Consider the following 17626-nt stretch of genomic DNA (forward strand, 5'->3'; position numbering starts at 1 on the left):
GCGCGGACACCGGCTGCGCCGACGGCCGGCCGCCGCCCTGCTTACCGGCACTCTGCCTGCCGGCTCCCTGGTTGAACGGCAGCACGGCCCGGACGTACTTGCCGACCGGCACCCTGCGCGCGGTCACCTCGATGGCGAGCGCGTGCACGATCTCCAGGCCGTGCCGCCCGATCCGTTCCGGATCCCGGGGATAGCGCAGCGGCAGCGCGGCGCTGCTGTCGTACACCGACACCGTCACGGCGCTGTCCGTGCCCTCCAGTTCGAGGACGTACGGCCCATGGCTGTGCCGCTCCGCGTTGGTGACCAACTCGCTGACCACCAACACCAGTTCACCGTCGGCACGTCTGTCGCCCGGGGTGCGCCCCCGCTGCCTCAGCTGTTCCAGGAAACGCTCGGCGAAGGCGCGGGCCTCCGCGATACAGCCCGGCTCGCCGGTGAAGTGCGTCGCCCGTCGCAGCGGCTCGACGGGGACGTCGAAACCAGTCTGTGTCACTGCTCCGCCCAAATGCTCGGTGATGCGTTCGTTCTCTTTCGGTGACCGGATCCTTGCGGACCCGGCCGCATCACTGCTCGTACCCCGAGCCGCGCGCCGCAGTCCCCCCGTCCCCGGAGGCGAGATTTCGCCCCTGCCGGAACCTCAGTAGGAGGGCGTGCTCGCGGAGAGGCTGCCGGCGGGCGCGGACTCCGGCGACCCGGCGGCCGAGGAGGGCGGTTGGACGGCCGGGGACGAGGAGGAGGGCGCGCTGCTCGACACGGGCGGGCAGGGCGTGGCCGACGGGCTCGCGGAGTCCGGTGCGGCCGGCGAGGCGGGCGAGGCGGGGGGCGAGGACACGCACGGCACCGGTGAGGAGGGCGGCACCAGACCGGGCGCCGGGGAGGTGGGCTCCGAGGACTCCGGCGAGGGCGTGGTCGAACTCTCCGAAGGACTCGCCGACGGGCTGCTCACCGAGGGGCTCGGCTGCTCGACCGGCGGGTCGGTCTTCCGGTCCTTGCCACCGGTGTCGCCCGGGTGCCGGCGGAACCAGTCGCGGTGGTCGGGGTCGTAGACGACGAAGATGTTGACGACGGTGACGGCGGGCGCCACGTAGACGACGTTCGAGGTGCGGTACGAGGCCCACTTGTCGCCCGTCGTCCGCGTGGCGCTCTGCTGCCGTACCGGGTCGGTGAGCGGGTTGCCGCAGGCGCAGCGCACCCGCGGTCGGCCGCGGTCGTCGACGAGGACGGCCGTGCCGGTCTGGAGGACGGCCTGGTAGCTGGTGGCGGCGGAGTCGCGGTAGCCGTGGTTGGTGACGCGGGTGTCCATGCGCAGCTGTACGGGGGTGAGTGAGCGCAGGTAGGCGGGTACCCCGGCCGGTTCGAGGCCGAGGACCGAGGCGAAGGCGCCGTTCTTCGCGGGGGCCGTGCCGAGCACCCGGATCTGCTTCTCCACGTCGCAGCTGGCGACCTTGCGGGTGCCGCCGTAGAGGCCGGCCGCGCCGCCGTCCACGCGTCGTACGACGTTCGCGGTGGCTGTGTCGGTGACGGTGGGGGGGGCGGCCGGTGGGGCGGAGCTGTCCTTGGCGGTGGACTCGGTGAAGGGGTCGGGTCCGGACTTGTCGGCGGCCTGGAGGAAGACCTCTCCGTCCGCCCGGCCGGAGGAGCCGCCGTCGGGGCGGGTGAGGACGACGGCCAGGGCGACGGCGGCCACGACTGCGGTGGCGAGCACGGCGATCCTGGGCACGGACCGCCACCAGGGCCGGTCGCGGTCGGGATCCGGTCCCGTACCGCCCCCGCCCGGCCCGCCGCTGCCGTCCCCGCCGCCGGAGGGCGGCTCGGCGGGCGGCCGGGAGGGCGGGCCCGCGGGTGGCTGCGAGGGGCCCGACAGCGGGCCGGAGGGCGGTCCTGTGGGGCGGTCGGAGGACGGCTGATCGACGCTCACGGGCTCTTCTTCCGACGTGGGCTCCTGCGGCACTCACCCCGTTTCATGCCGCTTTCTTCCACAACGTGCCCATTGTGCGCCCCGGCCCCGGGCCGCCCGCAAGCGGAGGCCCGGACCGCTCCCGACAGGCGGCGGGCCCGAGTGCTGCTTAGCGTGGGCAGGGTGAGCACGCGAACCCCCGCTCCCGTGCCGACCCTCGCCGCGGAGCGGACCGTCTCCCGGCACGGCTGGGCGCAGGCCCTGGCCGCGGTGCTGACCGGGCTGGCGTCGATGGTGCTGGTCGCCGGGCTGGGACTGTGGGCGGCGGGAGCGGGCGATCTGCCGGACGGCGCGTTCCCCCGGGTCGTCGCGGCCACCGTCGTCGCGGCGGTCGGCGGGACCGTCGACCTCACGGGCGACGCCGGGGACCTCGCCGAGACGGCGGGCGGCCTGACCGTGATGCCGCTGTCGGTGACGCTGGTCGGGGCGCTCGTGATCGGCGCGGGTTTTCTGCGCCCGCTGCGGCACCGGGCGGTCGCCGGGGCGCGCGAACTGGCGGGCTGGGCCGCGCGGATCGCCGTCCTGTGGCTGCTGGGCCTGGCCGGTCTGGCGTTCGCGGCCCGCCAGTCCTTCGCGGTGTCGCTGGGCGACGGCACGCTCGGCGACATCGGCGACATCCTCGGCGCCTCACCCCAGGTCGGCTTCGCCACCGACGTGCCGCTGACACTGCTCGCGGGCGTCGCGTGGCTCGCGGGCGTCCTGGCACTGGCCCTGCTGGTCTCGCGCGGGGCCCCGCTGCCCGCGCGGCTGCTGCGGTTCCAGGAGTCGGTACGTCCGGCCGCGCACGCCATGGTCGTCCTGCTGCTCGCCTTCGTGGCCCTCGGGACGGTGATCGCGCTGGTCGTGGCGGTGACGCGCGGCCAGCCCGCGCAGTCGCTCGCGCTGGTGCTGCTGGGCATGCCGAACCTGGTCTGGCTGGCGCTCACCACGGGCCTGGGCGCCACCTGGGAGGGCCGCGTGGACGGCCCCTTCGGCCTGCCGATGCCCCATGTCCTGGACGAGGTCCTGCGCACCGACGACACGGCCACGCTCAACCTGAACACCCTCGCGGACTTCGACGGCAAGGTGTGGTGGCTGGTCGCGGTCGACGCGGTACTGCTCCTGACCGCCGCGTTCCTGATGGCGGCACGCTCACCGGCCCGCGTACGGGCCTGGCAGCACGCCGTGCACATGGCGGTCGCGCTCGCGCTCACGGTCCTGATGGTCTGCCTGATCGGCAGGATCTCCGCCCACTACGGCCTGTCGGTGCTGGGCATCGGCGACCTGGGCGGCAACCTCGGCGGCTCCCTGTTCCTGCGCCCCCACCTGTGGGGCGCGCTGGGTCTGGCCCTGCTGTGGGGGCTGGTCACCGGGTTCCTGGGAGCACTGCTGGCACGGCCGGTCCATCGGCGGGGCGAGGTCGAGAACCGTCAGCCGGGCCCGACGGCCCGTCGGTGACCGTGCCGGGTGAACACCGGCCGGGCCCAGGACGGGGGCCGTGGTGGGCGTTCCTCGGTGGTGGTGGGCAGGTGGACCACCTTTGTGGACGGGTGGCCGGTGTGTGAGGTGGGGGTCGCGCGGAGGGCGGCGATGAAGTCGAGGCAGGAGTCGTAGCGGTCGTCGGGGGTCTTCGCGAGGGCCTTCGTGAACACCTGGTCGACGGCTGCGGGGAGTTCGGGGCGCTGTTCGGTCAACGGCGGTGGTTCGTCGTACTGGTGGGCCCACAGCAGCGCCATGTCGTCGTCGCGTCGGAACGGCGGGTGGCCCGCAAGGAGTTCGTAGACGACGCAGGCGAAGCCGTAGACGTCGCAGCGGCCGTCGACCGGGCGGCCCGAGATCTGCTCGGGGGCCACATAGTCGAGCGTGCCGACGAACTGGCCGACCGTCGTGAAGCCGGTCAGCGACAGCGACTTCTTCGTCAGGCCGAAGTCGGTGAGGTAGACGTGCTCGGGGTGGTCGCTGTCGGTGCCCCGGGCGACCAGGATGTTGCCGGGCTTCACATCCCGGTGGACCAGGCCGTGTTCATGGGCCGCGTCGAGCGCCGAGGCCACCTGGGCGGCGATCCGGGTCGCGGCCGTGAGCGTCAACGGGCCCTCGCGGTCCAGGAGATGACGCAGGTCGCTGCCCTCGACGTACCGCATGGCGATGTAGAGGACGCCGTCCGTCTCGTCGGCCTCGAAGACGGGGACGATGTGCGGATGGTCGATCGCGGCGGCCACCCGGGACTCGTGGGTGAAGCGTTTGCGGAAGGTGTCGTTGCGGGCTAGTTCGGGGGCGAGGAGTTTCAGGGCGACGGTCCGGTCGAGGCGCAGGTCCCTGGCCCGGTAGACCACGGCCATGCCGCCCCGGCCGATCTCCTCCTCGACCCGGTAGCCCGCGATCTGCCGCCCCAGCAGGTCGGAGTCGCGCCCCGCGTGCGAGCGCGTGTCGCCGTCCCGGTGGCGGGTCATCGCCCGCCGCCTTCGGCGTCGTCCCTGACCACCTGGGTGGGCGCGTGGCCCAGGTCGGGCACCACCTGGGTGGGCTCACGCGCGGGGGCGGCGGGTTCGCGGTCGGCGGCGTACGTGCTCAGCCGGGTGCCGTCCGTGTACACCCAGCGCTCGTGCTCGGCGTCGTACAGCCATACGGACTCGCCGTCGACGACGATCCCGATCCGCTGTCCGCGTGTACGTCCCCGGAACGCCTCCCGGTCGAGCGCGCCCCCGGTCAGCTCCTCCACTGCCGCTCGGTAGCGGGCCAGCGCCTGTTCGGCGCGGGCCAGCAGGGGGCGTGGGTCGGCGGTGCGGGCGAGCGGGGCCCCGGCCGCGGGCGGGTCCTGCGGTACGGCGACCAGGAGCCGGCCGTCGACCCAGGCGGACCAGCCGTTCGCGCACCGGACGTGCCCCCAGTCGCCGCGCCGCTCGACCAGTTCGACCGGCAGCAGCGCGTCGAGCGGCACCGTCGGCCTGGACGCGTCCGGTGCCTCCCAGGCGGCGAGGCCGTCGCCGGGGACGACGTGCGTGGGCCGGAACCCGGTGAGCTGGTATCCCGGGGACGTCATCTCACCCACCCCCTCTACTTCCGCATGACGGTCGGCTCGTGCCGCCGCAGCAGCCGCAGGACGACGTAACCGAAGAGCACCGAGAGCACGACGAGCATCCCCGCGTTGAGCAGCCAGACCCCGGTCGAGTGTTCGAACAGCGGGTCGCCGGTCAGCTTTCCGGGGAGGATCCGCGAGATCCCGATCGTGCCCGCCATCGCGCCGAGCGCCCAGCGCGAGGGCACCAGCCAGGAGAGCTGTTCGATGCCGGGGACGCCGTCCAGCTTGAGCAGGGCGCCGCAGAACACGACCTGGACGATGGCCAGCAGCACCAGCAGCGGCATCGTCACCTCTTCCTTGCCGACCAGCGCCGAGACCAGCAGCCCGAGCATCATCGCCGTGAAGGAGAGCAGCGCGACGGCGACCGTGATCTCCACCAGGGGTGGCATCAACACGCCTTTGCCGCCGGGTGCGTTGAGGTCGACTCCGAGCAGGGCCACCAGGGTCAGTACGACGGCCTGGGCGACGGTGATCGTCCCGAGGACGACGACCTTCGACATCAGGTACGCCGATCTGGACAGGCCGACGGCGCGCTCCCGCTGGTAGATCACCCGTTCCTTGACCAACTCGCGCACGGCGTTCGCCGCACCGGTCAGGACGCCGCCGACGCACAGGATGAGCAGTACGTTCATCGCCGTCTCGCGGTCCAGCTCGCCGCCCGACAGCGCCCTGGCCATCGCGCCCATCACGAACGGCAGGGCGATCATGATGGCGAGGAAGGTGCGGTCGGCGCTCAGCGCGGCCGTGTAGCGGCGGACCAGGGTGCTCAACTGGGCGCCCCAGCTCTGCGGTTTGGGCGGGTGCGGGGCGGCGGCGACCGGGCCCGACCTCGGGAGCCGGGGCTGGGCGGTCGAGTTGAGGATGTACTGCCGGTGGAAGGGCGAGGCACGGTAGTCCCCCGCCCAGTCGCGTTCCCGGTCGCGCTCGAAGGCCTCGAACGCCTCGGGCCACTGCTCGTACCCGAAGAAGGCGAGGGTGTCCTCGGGCGGCCCGTAGTAGGCGACCTTGCCGCCGGGGGCCAGCACCAGCAGCCGGTCGCAGACATCGAGGCTGAGCACACTGTGGGTGACGACGATGACGGTCCGGCCGTCGTCGGCGAGGCCGCGCAGCATGTGCATCACCGAGCGGTCCATGCCGGGGTCTAGGCCGGAGGTCGGTTCGTCGAGGAAGAGCAGCGAGGGCTTGGTGAGCAGTTCCAGGGCGACGCTGACCCGCTTGCGCTGGCCGCCGGAGAGGCTGTGCACGGGCTGCTCGACCCGCTGTTCCAGGCCGAGTTCACGCACCACCTCGTCGACCCGGGCCCGCCGCTCCGCCTTCAGGGTGTCCTGCGGGAAACGCAGTTCGGCGGCGTAGGAGAGGGCTCCGCGCACGGTCAGCTGGGCGTGCAGGATGTCGTCCTGCGGGACCAGGCCGATACGCCGGCGCAGTTCCGCGTAGTCGCGGTAGAGGTCGCGGCCGTCGTACAGGACCGTGCCGTGGTCGGCGGGGCGCAGTCCGGTCAGGGCGTTCAGCAGGGTGGACTTGCCCGCGCCGCTGGGTCCGACGACCGCGAGCAGGCACTTCTCCCCCACCGGGAAGGACACGCCCTCAAGCAGGGTCTTGTGGCCGTGGTCGACGGCGACGGTGAGGTCCTGGACGTCGAGGGAGACCTCGCCGGTGTCGACGTACTCCTGGAGCTGGTCGCCGACCAGGCAGAAGGCGGAGTGCCCGACGCCGACGATGTCACCGGCCGCGACGACCGCTCGCTCGACGGGCCCGCCGTTGAGGTAGGTGCCGTTGTGGCTGCCGAGGTCGACGATCTCGTACGTCCCGTCCGGGTGGGCGCGCAGTTCGGCGTGCCGGCGGGAGACGAGGAGGTCGTCGACGACGAGGTCGTTGTCGGCGGCGCGGCCGATGCGGACGGTACGGGCGGACAGGGGCCGCACGGTCGTGGGTTGCCGGAAGGTGCCGGTGAGTGCGGGCATGGAGACCGCCGAGGGGCGTTCCCGGGCGGGCGGGGGCGGGCTGAGGAGGACGGCGCGCGGCCCGTCGGCGGGGCTGCCGAACCGCAGGACGCTGCCGGGGCCGACGTCCCGTTCACTCACGCGCAGACCGTCGGCGTAGGTGCCGTTCGTGCTGTTCTCGTCCGCGACCGTCCAGTGGCCGTCCTCCTGCCGCAGCACCGCGTGGTGCCAGGAGACCCGGGCGTCGTCGATGACGATCTCGCTGAGCGGGTCCCGCCCGACGTGATAGTCGCGGCCCGGGCACATCAGCGTGGAGCCCGTGTCCGTCTCCAGGACGAGTTCGGGCGCGGTCGGCACGGCCGACCCCTGGTCTACCATGCCCAGAATTCTAGCGATTCGTCCGTATATACGCCTGGCCAGCGCCCGGCGGCTCAGGAGTCGCGGAGGCTAGGCGACCGGGACGACCAGTGCCGGGGTGGTCCGCTGCATCCGCAGGGCGTCGACGGACTCGGCGAGCAGTTCGTACTCGGTGGTCTCGTCGTAGGTGGCGATCCGGACGAGTCGGCCCGCCGCCAACTCCTCGGCGACCAGCTCCTGTTGGTACTGGTCCATGGCCCAGGCGCGCAGCAGGCCGGGCACGTCGGGCACGGTGGCGGCGACCGGGACGAGCGAGTTCGGGGGGAAGTACGGCTCCTCCGGCTGCGGATCCAGCCGTTCGGCCATCCAGTTCGCCCGGTCCCGTAACCACCACAGGGCCAGCGCCAGGGTCGGCGCGCGATACGTGCCCAGCGGGACGCCTATTCGCCGGCCCGCACAGACTCCGTACGCCGTGACATGGCAAAGGAACTCGTCGTGCACGATCTTTCCCCCGATCGCCTGCCGGCCCTGCCTCGCTTTCCGTGCGGCTCACTCGGTCGTGCAGTGTTCTACCACTGAGTATCTTCACTATTGACACTCTGTCACCACACCTTTCCGGCCAGTCTCCAGTGCATTCGCCTGGCATATTCCTGGCAGGTATGGACCGGATTCCGACGGGACGGTCTCTTTTACCGTCGATTCACGGCACGCGCCCCGCATTCCCGGTGGTTTCTCAAGTGAAGACCACCGGGAATGCGGGGCGTGACGACAACCAGCGAGAAAGCCGCAAGGGTCGGTGGAGAATTCACAGCCGTACCGTGCAAAAGGCCCGCACCTGGAGCCCACTCCGTCCGACCTGGCCAAAACCCGTCATACGCCTTGGCTCCTGCGGACAAAAAGATCGCGTCAACGTGACAGTACGGTCGGCCGAGCGGTTCTGTTCATCCGGATCGGGCAAAAAAGATCAGGCCTTGATCACCGCATCGATTCGCGCCAGTTCCTCGGCGGAGAATTCCAGGTTGTCGATCGCGGCCACGCTGTCCTCCAGCTGCTGCGGGCTGCTCGCGCCGACCAGGGCGGAGGTGACCCGGCCGCCGCGCAGCACCCAGGCGAGCGCCAGCTGGGCGAGGCTCTGGCCGCGCGACTTGGCGATGTCGTCGAGGGCGCGCAACTGCCCCACGAGGTCCTCGGTGATCCGGTCGGAGTTCAGGAAGGGGCTGTCGCTCGCGGCCCGCGAGTCCGCCGGAATGCCATTGAGGTAACGGCCGGTGAGCAGGCCCTGCTCCAGCGGGGAGAAGACGATGGAGCCGACCTGGAGTTCGTCCAGGGCGTCCAGCAGGCCCTCGTCCTCGGGACGGCGGTCGAGCATCGAGTAGCGGGGCTGGTGGATGAGGAGCGGGGTGCCCAGCTCGCCCAGGATGCGGGCGGCCTCGCGGGTCTGCTCGGCGGAGTAGTTGGAGATGCCGACGTAGAGCGCCTTGCCCTGCTGGACGGCCGTGTGCAGGGCGCCCATCGTCTCCTCAAGGGGAGTCTCCGGGTCGGGACGGTGCGAGTAGAAGATGTCGACGTGGTCCAGGCCCATCCGGGTCAGGCTCTGGTCGAGCGAGGACAGCAGGTACTTGCGCGAACCCCATTCGCCGTACGGGCCCGGCCACATCAGATAGCCGGCCTTGGTGGAGATCACCAGCTCGTCGCGGTACGGGGCGAAGTCGGCCGTGAGCGCCTCGCCGAGGGCGGACTCGGCGGCGCCGGGGGGCGGGCCGTAGTTGTTCGCCAGGTCGAAGTGGGTGACGCCGAGGTCGAAGGCGCGGCGCAGGATGGCCCGCTGGGTGTCGACGGGTCGGTCGGGGCCGAAGTTGTGCCACAGGCCGAGCGACAGCGCGGGGAGCTTCAGGCCGCTGCGTCCGGTGCGCCGGTAGGGCATGTCCGCGTAACGGTCGGTGTGTGCGGTGTACAACGCGACTCCAGAGGGGTTGGCACGGCGGAGGTGATCTTTGCTGGTCCTACTCTTCCCCCGGAGGCGGGCAGTGGTCCAACAGGAGAATCGGATGGAATTCAGCGGATAGGCTTCTCAATCATGGAGCTACGCCACCTTCAGCACTTCGTCGCGGTCGCGGAGGACCATCACTTCACCCGGGCCGCCGAACGCCTGATGGTGTCCCAGTCGGGCCTGTCGGCCTCGATCCGCGCGCTGGAGCGTGAGCTGCAGACTCCGCTGTTCGTGCGTACCACCCGCCGGGTGACGCTCACCCCGGCCGGGCGTGCGCTGCTCGGCGAGGCCGAGCGGATCCTCGCCCAGGTGCGCTCGGCCCACGAGGCGGTGGCGGCGGTGCAGGGGGTGCTGCGCGGGATGCTCGCGGTGGGCTCCGAGCAGTGCATCGCCGGGGTGCATGTGGCGGGGCTGCTGGCCGCGTTCCGGCGGCAGCACCCGGATGTGGAGATCTCGCTGCGGCAGGCGGGCTCGGGCGCGCTGGCGGAGGAGGTGGCAGCGGGCCGGCTCGACCTGGCCTTCGCCGTGCGGGGGACGCAGGAGGAGACCGACCAGCTGCGTGCCGTACCGCTGACCAGCGAGCCGATGACCGTGCTGTGCCATCCGAGCCACCGGCTCGCGGCGGCCGGCGCGGCCGTGACGCCGGAGGATCTCGGCGGCGAGGTGTTCGTCGACTTCCACCCGGACTGGGGGCCGCGCCGCACCACCGACGCCGCCTTCGCCGAGGCGGGCGTGCGCCGTACGGTCGCCCTGGAGGTCAACGACGTGCACAGCCTCCTCGACCTCGTGGACGAGAACCTGGGCGTGGCCGTCGTACCCCGGCACTTCCGGCACAAGCGCGACTCGCTGACGGCGCTCCCGGTCAAGGGCACCGGCGAGACCGTGTACGAGACGGTCGCCCTGCTGCCCGCCTCGGAGGCGACCAGCCCCGCCGCGCGGGCGCTGATGGCCCTGCTGGACACAGAGGCCGAAACCAAGGGGGCGTGACGGGCCGGAGTGCGGGAGGGTGGACCCCATGCATGCCAAGGACATCCTCATCGACGGCTACAGCCGTATCCGGGAAGAGGTCCACGCCGCCGTCGAGGGCCTCGGCCCCGACGACCTCAACCACCGCCCCGGCCCCGACGCCAACTCGATGGCCTGGCTGGTCTGGCATCTCACCCGGGTCCAGGACGACCATGTGGCCGGTGGCTTCGGGCTCGACCAGGTGTGGCTGACGCAGGGCTGGGAGAAGCGTTTCGGCCTCGACCTGGAGCCCCGTGACATCGGATACGGCCACACCTCCGCGCAGGTCGCCGAGGTCCGGGTCGACTCCCCCGACCTGCTGACCGGCTACTTCGACGCCGTGCTCGACCAGACCCTCGAAGCCCTGCGCACACTGATCGCCGAGGACCTGGAACGCGTCGTGGACAAGGGCTGGGACCCGCCGGTCACGCTGGGCGTACGGCTGGTCAGTGTCCTGGCCGACGACTGGGAGCACATCGGCCAGGCCGCCTACCTGCGGGGGCTGATTCAGAGCGCCGAGGCGTAGCCGGGAAGCACCACGTCCTCGATGAGGGCGTTGCGCTCGTCGAAGGGGATGAAGGCGCTCTTCACCGCGTTGACGGTGACCGTCCGCAGATCCTCGACCGTCCAGTCCGCCTCCTCGACCAGCAGGGACATCTCGCGGGTCATCGTCGTGCCGGATACGAGGCGGTTGTCCGTGTTGAGGGTGACGCGGAAGCCCAGGTCCTTCAGGGCGGTGATGGGGTGCTCGGCGATCGAGGTGGCGGCGCCCGTCTGGAGGTTGGAGGTCGGGCACATCTCCAGGGCGATCCGGCGGTCGCGCACCCAGCCAGCGAGCCGACCGAGCTTGCCGCCCGCGAGGTCGACGATGTCCTCGGTGATGCGGACACCGTGGCCGATGCGCTGGGCGCCGCAGACCTGGAGGGCCTGGTGGATGCTGGGCAGCCCGTGCGCCTCACCGGCGTGGATGGTGAACGGCACGTTCTCGCGGCGCAGGTGTTCGAAGGCGGCGAGGTGGTCGGCGGGCGGGAAGCCGTCCTCGGCGCCCGCGATGTCGAAGCCGACGACACCGGCGTCCCGGAAGGCAACGGCCAGGTCGGCGGCCTCCCGGACCCGGTCGAACATCCGCATCCCGCACAGCAGCGTCCCGACCCGCACCGGGGTGCCAGCGGCGGCGGCCTTCGCCATACCGGCGGCCAGGCCCTCCTGGACGGTCTCGACGACCTCGGGGAGGGTCAGCCCGCCGTTGACGTTCAGCTCGGGGGCGTAGCGCACCTCGGCGTAGACGACGCCGTCCTCGGCGAGGTCGAGGACGTACTCCTCGGCGGTGCGCAGCAGGCCCTCGCGGGTCTGCATCACGGCGAGGGTGTGCTCGAAGGTGGCTATGTAGCGCACCAGGTCACCGGAGTTGGCGGCCTCGTAGTACCAGGCGGCCAGCTCGTCCGGGTCGGTGGTGGGCAGGGTGTGCCCGACCTCTGCGGCCAGCTCGACCAGGGTGGCGGGGCGCAGACCGCCGTCGAGGTGGTCGTGCAGGACGGCCTTGGGGAGGCGGCGGATCACTTCGGCGTCTACGCGCGTAGTAGTCATGGCGGAGTCTTTCGTCGAGCTGGGCGGAACGGCGGGAAGGGGCGGAAGAAGGAGAGGAAGGGGGCTGGATCAGGCGGGCTGGAGGAGGTCCCAGCGGTTGCCGTACAGGTCCTGGAAGACGGCGACCGAGCCGTACGGTTCGTGGCGCGGCTCCTCCAGGAAGGTCACGCCTGCGGCGGTCATCCGGGCGTGGTCGCGGGCGAAGTCGTCGGTGTGCAGGAAGAAGCCGACACGTCCGCCGGTCTGGTCGCCGACCCGGGCGCGCTGGCCCTCGCCCTTGGCCCGGGCGAGGACCAGCCCGGTGCCCGCCGCTTCTCCGCCGGCGCCTGGCTCGACGACGACCCAGCGGGAGCCGTCGGGGCGCGGGGTGTCCTCGACGAGCCGGAAGCCGAGCGCGTCGGTGTAGAAGCGGATCGCCTCGTCGTGGTCGTCGACGACGAGGGTGATCAGTGCGATACGTCTCATCGGCCCTCCTCGGCCTCTCGGGCGCCGGCCAGCCGGGCCGTGCGGCCGACCTGCGAATCACGTGCGGTTGACGGGTGAGGTTATACGTAACACGCGGGGTGTGTCATCTCCGTGTCCGCACGCGTGATCCCGTCCGCGTCCGCAGAGCCGGGAACGATCGCCGGGGTGTGATCGTCGAGCAGGTGTGAACCGTGTGCGTGCTGTGGCGAGGTCGGGCTCCCCCGTGGTGGGGAGCCTGGCCGCGTTCGTGCTGCTGGCGCTGCTCGCCCTCACGGTCGCGGCGCAGGGCGGCGGCACCCTGTTCGGCGACCGGGCCCTGCTGGAGTGGTCGCTCGCCCACCGCCCGGACGCGGCGGCCACCCTCGCCCGGGTGGTGACCCACACCGGCTCGGGCTTCGTTCCGTACGCGCTTGTCGCCCTCGCCGGTTTCCTGCTCGGCAGAACCGCACAGCAGCGGATCCGGGCAGCCGCCGCCTGCCTCGTCTGTCTGGTCGCCGCCCAGGCGGTGCGGTTCTCGGTGATGGCGCTGCTGTCCCGGCCCCGGCCCGCCGTGGCGCACTGGGCGACGGACGCCGGCCACTGGTCGTTCCCCTCGGGCCACACCACCACGTCGGCCGTCACCGCCGGACTGCTGGTCCTGGCCGTGTGGACACGGGCCCCGCGCGGCCGGCGTCCGATCGCCGTCGCGGTCGGCTGCTGGGCTGTGCTGGTGGGGCTGACCAGGGTCTATCTGGGCGTCCACTGGTTCTCGGACGTCATCGGTGGCTGGCTGTTCGCCGCGTGGTGGCTGGGGCTCGCGGCGTACGCGGTGACGCGCTTCGCGCCGGACGCGTGGGCGGAGACGCTGCGCGGGGACGCGACGACCGAGGTGCGCGGAGTGCCGCTGCCCGGCATACCGGGGCCGGGAGCGGAGGCCGGGAGCGGGCGCGGCAAGGTGGAGATCGTGTCGGAGTCCGACTGCGACGCGCCCCCACCGAGCGCTGCCCCTCCAGGAGTTGGGTGCCATGTCCGTGCTGCCGAGGCCGACCGGATACCCGTCCCGCCAGAACGTGACGTTTCCCAGCGCTGACACCACCGCGTACGGCGGTCTGGCACTGCCTCCGTCCGGCAGCGGGCCCGGTGTCATCGTCATCCAGGAGTGGTGGGGCCTCAACGACCACATCGCGGACGTCACCGACCGGCTCGCGCAGGCGGGCTTCGCCGCCCTCGCCCCCGACCTGTACGGCGGCAATGTGGCGCACGAGAGCGAGGGGGCGCTGCGGATGACGCAGGCCCTGCCGGTGCCGAAGGGCGTCGAGCTCCTGTCCGGCGCAGTCGACTACCTGCTGGCACGGCCGGAGGTGACTTCGGAAACGGTCGGTTCGGTCGGTTTCTGCGTAGGCGGCGGCTTTGTGCTGGACCACTAGGCCGAGGTGCTGAGCCACTACGGCGAACGTTTACGACGCGGAGTCGGCGACGTCGGCGTGGGAGAGCACGGTGCCGTTCCTGCGGGAGCGGGTGCGCTGAGCGCGAGTTGTTCGTAGGGCGGGCGGGGCAGGCGGGCCCGGAACACTCCCGGACCCGCCTGCCGTACCACTGGTCTGCCTGAACTGCAGGACCACTTGGACCTGTTGGAGCTGTTGGAGCTGTTGGATCAGCCGCTGGCGCCCGCGAGCCAGGCCGTGGCGTTGAGGGCGAGGGGTGCGTTGGTGGCGCCGGTGTCGTTCCAGCCGTCGTAGAGGGTGTTGCCGGACTGGCCGGTGCCGTCGTCGATGGGTGAGCTGTCGCCCCAGAAGGCGATCCGGCCGCTGCCGAAGGTGCTGGTCAGGAAGAAGGCGCCGGTGTTGCCGGAGTATCCGGACCGGTAGAGGAGCCCCTTCACGGCGGAGTTGTCGGCGGGCTTGAGGGTGGCGGTCGTACCGCTGGCGATGAGGCTCTTGGTGACGGTGCCGAAGGAGCCGTGCAGCACGGGGTTCGTACTGGCGCTGATCGCGGCGGGGTAGCCGGAGCTGATGCTCAGGGAGTCGATGGAGAAGCCGAACGGGTCGGTGGAGTCGACACTGTTGTTGGTCATCAGGTCGTTGAGGATCTCGACCGCGTCCTCGCCGTCGTTGTTCCGGTCGGCGCCGGTGTGGTCGGAGATCATGAAGAGGCCGCCGCCGTTCTGGACGAACCTCATGATGGCGGTCTTCTCGGCCGTGGTGAACAGCGTGTTGGGCTCGGGCAGCACGAGGGTGTCGAAGTTCGACAGGTCGGTCGCCGTGGAGCCGCCGTAGGCGAGGCTGGAGCCCGAGGGCAGCGTCTTGAGGCTGTAGTCGCCGGTCTGCTGGAGGGCGACGCCCCAGGAGGAGAGCGCGCCGGTCCAGTCGGTCTCGTCGGCGGGGGCGGAGTCCTCGGAGAGCGGGTCGGGCTGGCTCTTGGAGATGATCCAGTCGGCGTTGCCGGCGGTCTCGGCGTGGGCGTTGTCGAAGAGGACGCGGTGGGTGGTGGCCGCGTGGGCGGGCGTGGCGGTGGCGGTGGCCTGGGCGGCGGCACCGGCGGCAACGAGGCCGAGCACGGCCAGGGCGGAGACAAGTCTGTGGCGGGACCCGGTGATGGCGTACATCTGGCGTTCCTCCATGGGTGGGGGGATGTGGGGGAAGGCGGTGCGGGTGCAAGGTGATCGAGGTACTGCAGTGCTGAATCTGCGCGCGTAGAACGGGCGTCGGAGCCCTCCCGGTGCACACAAGGCAGGACCGTACCGACAAGATCGACGCCGCCGGGAGGTCCGGCCGGGGTTTCACGTAAAGCTCTTACGCACGAGCAACCACTTGCCGGGAAGCGGTATTTGAGGATGTTTACGGCCGATGCGATGCGTCGAACCGGGCCAACTCGTTGTCCGTCAGCTGCAGTCCGCCCGCAGCCACGTTGTCCACGACGTGCTCCGGGTCGCCCGTGCCCGGGATGGCGAGGACATGCGCCCCCTGGTGCAGACTCCAGGCGATCCGGACCTGGGCCGGGCTGACGCCGTGCGCACGGGCGACGGCGAGCACCGCGTCGTCGTGGCTGTCGGTGGCACCCCGGGCTCCCCCACTGCCCGCGACGGCGAAGAAGGGCACGAAGGCGATGCCGAACTCCCCGCACAGCCGCAGGAGTTCGTCGCCCTCGGGGTCGGGCAGGTCCAGCGCGAACCGGTTCTGCACGCACACCACGGGGGCGATCGCCCGCGCCTCGGCGAGGTGTCGGGGCTCGACCCCGGAGATCCCGAGGTGGCGGATCAGGCCGGCCTCGCGCAGCTCGGCGAGCGCGCCGAAGTGCTCGGCGATGGAGTCCTGCCGTGTCCGCCGCAGATTGACCACGTCGAGATGGTCGCGCCCGAGCTGACGCAGGTTCTCCTCGACGTGTCCGCGCAGTTGGTCGGGGCGGGCGGAGGTGCCCCACTCCCCCGAGTAGTCGCGGTACGGGCCGACCTTGGTGACGATGACGAGGTCGTCCGGGTAGGGGGCCAGCGCGCTGTTGATCAGTTCGTTGGCGGAGCGCAGCGCGGAGAAGTAGAAGTCGGCGGTGTCGATGTGGTTGACGCCGAGTTCGACGGCCTTCCGCAGCACGGCCAGCGACCGTTCGCGATCGCTGGGCGTGCCGAGATGGAAGGCGGCGCTGCCGGTGAGCCGCATGGCTCCGAAGCCGAGCCGGTTGACGGTGAGATCGCCGAGTTTCCAGGTGCCCGCGGCGTCCGCGGTGATCGTCTCCGAGGTCATTCGACGGAGTCTCGCACGCGCCCCGGGCACCGGATCGGCGTTCTTACCGTCCTCTTGGCTCCTTTTACGGATACACGTACGTGTTCAGCGTCGCCACCGCCGCGGCGGGATTGCCCAGGTTGTAGTGGTCCACCGCCAGGAAGTTCGGCTTCTTTCGGGCCGCCGGCTGGCAGAAGCGCTGGGCCCTGTCCGCGAGTTTGGTGTTGTCCGTCGTCGCCGTGGAGGTGATCGCCGCGTCGCGGAAGTGGTTCATGACGAAGAGGGGCTTGAAGGCGCCCGACGTGAGGGTCAGGGGGGTGTTGGAGTCGGCGCCGTACCAACGGCTGTAGCAGGACCAGTCGGAGGAGCCGATGCCGCCGCCCATCGACCAGTAGTTCTCCACGGTCCACTCGCGCTGGTACATCACGCCGAACGTGTCCCGGGTCAGGCCCGCGCTCTGGTCCGACGCGCGGCTGTGGTCCGTGAAGATCAGCAGGCGGTCGTTGGCCGCGATCAGGTCGGCCACCTTCGGCCAGCCGTTCTGGCGTACGCCGGTCTGGTCGGGGCGGTAGAGGACGTCCGACAGGCCGCTGACGCGGGCGAGTTCGCCGCGCAGGACGCCCGGGTCGACGTAGTCCTCCAGGAAGACGGTGACGACCTGCGTGGGGTTCTGCTTGAGGAAGTCGACCATCCGCTGGAGGTCCACCCAGAGCGCGACCGGGCTGCCGACCAGGGTGCAGCTGTTGTGGCAGAGGATCGCGCCGTCGGAGGTCTGGTGGATGTCCAGCATGAACCCCCGTACGCCGTCCGCCAGTTGCTGGTTGATGCCGCGCGTCTGGTTCGGGACCAGGTTGACGAAGGGCGGGGCGAAGCCGCCGTCCACGCCGTTGGCGTACGCGTTGTGGGCGGTGAGGAACGTGACCTGGTCCAGGGTCCGTTGGTCCGCCGGCGGCATCGGGGAGACCGTCGGGGTGACCGGGGTGAGGTACCACGTCGCCAGGCCGCCCGCGCCGCCGATCGCCAGCTGGTCCGGGTAGTTGGCGCCCGAGGGCTTCGCGGCGACCGTCAGGTAGCGGGTCGTGCCGGGGGCCTTCAAGGTGTACTGGTCAGTGCCTGACGGGGTGATCTCCCAGGCCGCGTCCGCGCTCGTACACGCGACGGTCCTCGCCAGGTCGCCGGAGCGGCCGAGGCAGCTGCCCGCCGTGTCGGTGCTCTCCAGGAGGTACGAGGTCCCGCTCGCGCGCAGCGTCCACTGCTGGCGGTCCTCGTTACCCTTCGGCCTGTGCTGCTCGACCGCCCCCGCGTCGTCGGCGGCGTTGAGTCCGGTCGTCGCGCTCTGGACGTAGTACGCGCCGGCGGCCGGCACGGGGGCGGCCAGGGCGGGCGGTGCCGGTGCGGCAACCGCCGCCACCAGAGCGGCAGTTGCGGTGAGGAGTGCGGTGCGGGGGGTTGGCATCTACGAGGCCCTTCATCAACTCGGCGACTCAACTACGTGTTCAGACGGCTCACTTACGCGTTCAGGCAGCTCGCTTACGCGTTCAGCAGGGGCATGACATCACGAAGCCCCGC

At 71.4% G+C, this 17626-nt stretch carries 14 protein-coding genes and 3 pseudogenes; 5 read left to right on the top strand and 12 right to left on the bottom strand.

Annotation, left to right across the window (positions count from 1 at the left end):
- Window positions 1-64 precede the first annotated feature (64 nt).
- Together CW359_RS02230 and CW359_RS02235 are read right to left on the bottom strand one after the other, a co-directional pair.
- Window positions 65-517: pseudogene (locus tag CW359_RS02230) on the bottom strand (ATP-binding protein); the annotation flags it as partial.
- 120 nt (window positions 518-637) lie between these two features.
- A complete protein-coding gene (locus CW359_RS02235; RefSeq protein WP_232838172.1) occupies window positions 638-1918 on the bottom strand; it encodes a DUF6777 domain-containing protein in 1281 nt (426 codons plus the stop codon).
- Window positions 1919-2080: 162 nt separating this feature from the next.
- On the opposite strand from CW359_RS02235, the gene CW359_RS02245 reads away from it, so the two are divergent.
- On the top strand, window positions 2081-3394 hold the full coding sequence (locus CW359_RS02245) for a streptophobe family protein (protein WP_105968210.1): 1314 nt from the start codon (window positions 2081-2083) through the stop codon (window positions 3392-3394).
- Here CW359_RS02245 and CW359_RS02250 read toward each other — a convergent pair.
- The 5 genes from CW359_RS02250 to mgrA form a co-directional block, all read right to left on the bottom strand.
- The gene (locus tag CW359_RS02250; protein WP_105967953.1) at window positions 3367-4386 is read right to left on the bottom strand and encodes a serine/threonine-protein kinase; all 1020 of its coding nucleotides are present in this window, start codon (window positions 4384-4386) and stop codon (window positions 3367-3369) included. The two genes, CW359_RS02245 and CW359_RS02250, sit on opposite strands and share 28 nt — an antisense overlap.
- Window positions 4383-4976 carry an SH3 domain-containing protein gene (locus CW359_RS02255; protein ID WP_105968211.1) on the bottom strand — a complete coding sequence of 198 codons (594 nt, stop codon included), beginning with the start codon at window positions 4974-4976 and terminating at the stop codon, window positions 4383-4385. The genes CW359_RS02250 and CW359_RS02255 overlap by 4 nt, the downstream gene beginning before the upstream one ends.
- 14 nt (window positions 4977-4990) lie before the next feature.
- Entirely contained in the window at window positions 4991-7336 is a 2346-nt protein-coding gene (locus CW359_RS02260) for an ABC transporter ATP-binding protein/permease (protein ID WP_105967954.1), read from the bottom strand.
- Between the two features lie 69 nt (window positions 7337-7405).
- Window positions 7406-7816: a hypothetical protein gene (locus CW359_RS02265; protein WP_105967955.1), complete on the bottom strand. Its 411-nt coding sequence runs from the start codon at window positions 7814-7816 to the stop codon at window positions 7406-7408.
- 463 nt (window positions 7817-8279) lie between these two features.
- Window positions 8280-9272, bottom strand: coding sequence for an L-glyceraldehyde 3-phosphate reductase (gene mgrA / locus CW359_RS02270; protein ID WP_105967956.1), 993 nt, complete (start codon window positions 9270-9272; stop codon window positions 8280-8282).
- Between the two features lie 120 nt (window positions 9273-9392).
- Between mgrA and CW359_RS02275 the strand changes: the two genes are divergently transcribed.
- Entirely contained in the window at window positions 9393-10292 is a 900-nt protein-coding gene (locus tag CW359_RS02275; protein WP_105967957.1) for a LysR family transcriptional regulator, read from the top strand.
- A 28-nt stretch (window positions 10293-10320) separates the two neighbouring features.
- Entirely contained in the window at window positions 10321-10836 is a 516-nt protein-coding gene (locus CW359_RS02280) for a mycothiol transferase (protein ID WP_105967958.1), read from the top strand.
- Here the strand turns inward: CW359_RS02280 and CW359_RS02285 are convergent.
- Both CW359_RS02285 and CW359_RS02290 read right to left on the bottom strand, forming a co-directional pair.
- The gene (locus tag CW359_RS02285) at window positions 10818-11897 is read right to left on the bottom strand and encodes an adenosine deaminase (RefSeq protein WP_105967959.1); all 1080 of its coding nucleotides are present in this window, start codon (window positions 11895-11897) and stop codon (window positions 10818-10820) included. The genes CW359_RS02280 and CW359_RS02285 overlap by 19 nt on opposite strands.
- Window positions 11898-11966: 69 nt before the next feature.
- Window positions 11967-12362 (bottom strand): VOC family protein, encoded by a 396-nt coding sequence (locus CW359_RS02290; protein WP_105967960.1) that lies wholly within the window; start codon window positions 12360-12362, stop codon window positions 11967-11969.
- 193 nt (window positions 12363-12555) lie between these two features.
- Between CW359_RS02290 and CW359_RS02295 the strand changes: the two genes are divergently transcribed.
- Together CW359_RS02295 and CW359_RS02300 are read left to right on the top strand one after the other, a co-directional pair.
- On the top strand, window positions 12556-13431 hold the full coding sequence (locus CW359_RS02295) for a phosphatase PAP2 family protein (RefSeq protein WP_232838173.1): 876 nt from the start codon (window positions 12556-12558) through the stop codon (window positions 13429-13431).
- Window positions 13367-13759, top strand: a pseudogene (locus tag CW359_RS02300) (dienelactone hydrolase family protein); the annotation flags it as partial. The gene CW359_RS02295 and the pseudogene CW359_RS02300, both read left to right, overlap by 65 nt.
- 239 nt (window positions 13760-13998) lie before the next feature.
- On the opposite strand, the pseudogene CW359_RS02305 reads toward CW359_RS02300, so the two are convergent.
- The 3 genes and pseudogenes from CW359_RS02305 to CW359_RS02315 all read right to left on the bottom strand — a co-directional run.
- A pseudogene (locus CW359_RS02305) lies at window positions 13999-14946 on the bottom strand (hydrolase); the annotation flags it as partial.
- A gap of 232 nt (window positions 14947-15178) precedes the next feature.
- Window positions 15179-16078 (bottom strand): aldo/keto reductase, encoded by a 900-nt coding sequence (locus CW359_RS02310; protein ID WP_105967963.1) that lies wholly within the window; start codon window positions 16076-16078, stop codon window positions 15179-15181.
- Window positions 16079-16142: 64 nt separating this feature from the next.
- Entirely contained in the window at window positions 16143-17513 is a 1371-nt protein-coding gene (locus CW359_RS02315; protein ID WP_105967964.1) for a PI-PLC domain-containing protein, read from the bottom strand.
- Window positions 17514-17626: the final 113 nt, after the last annotated feature.

The sequence above is a fragment of the Streptomyces geranii genome (assembly GCF_002954775.1).
GTDB classification, from domain to species: domain Bacteria; phylum Actinomycetota; class Actinomycetes; order Streptomycetales; family Streptomycetaceae; genus Streptomyces; species Streptomyces geranii.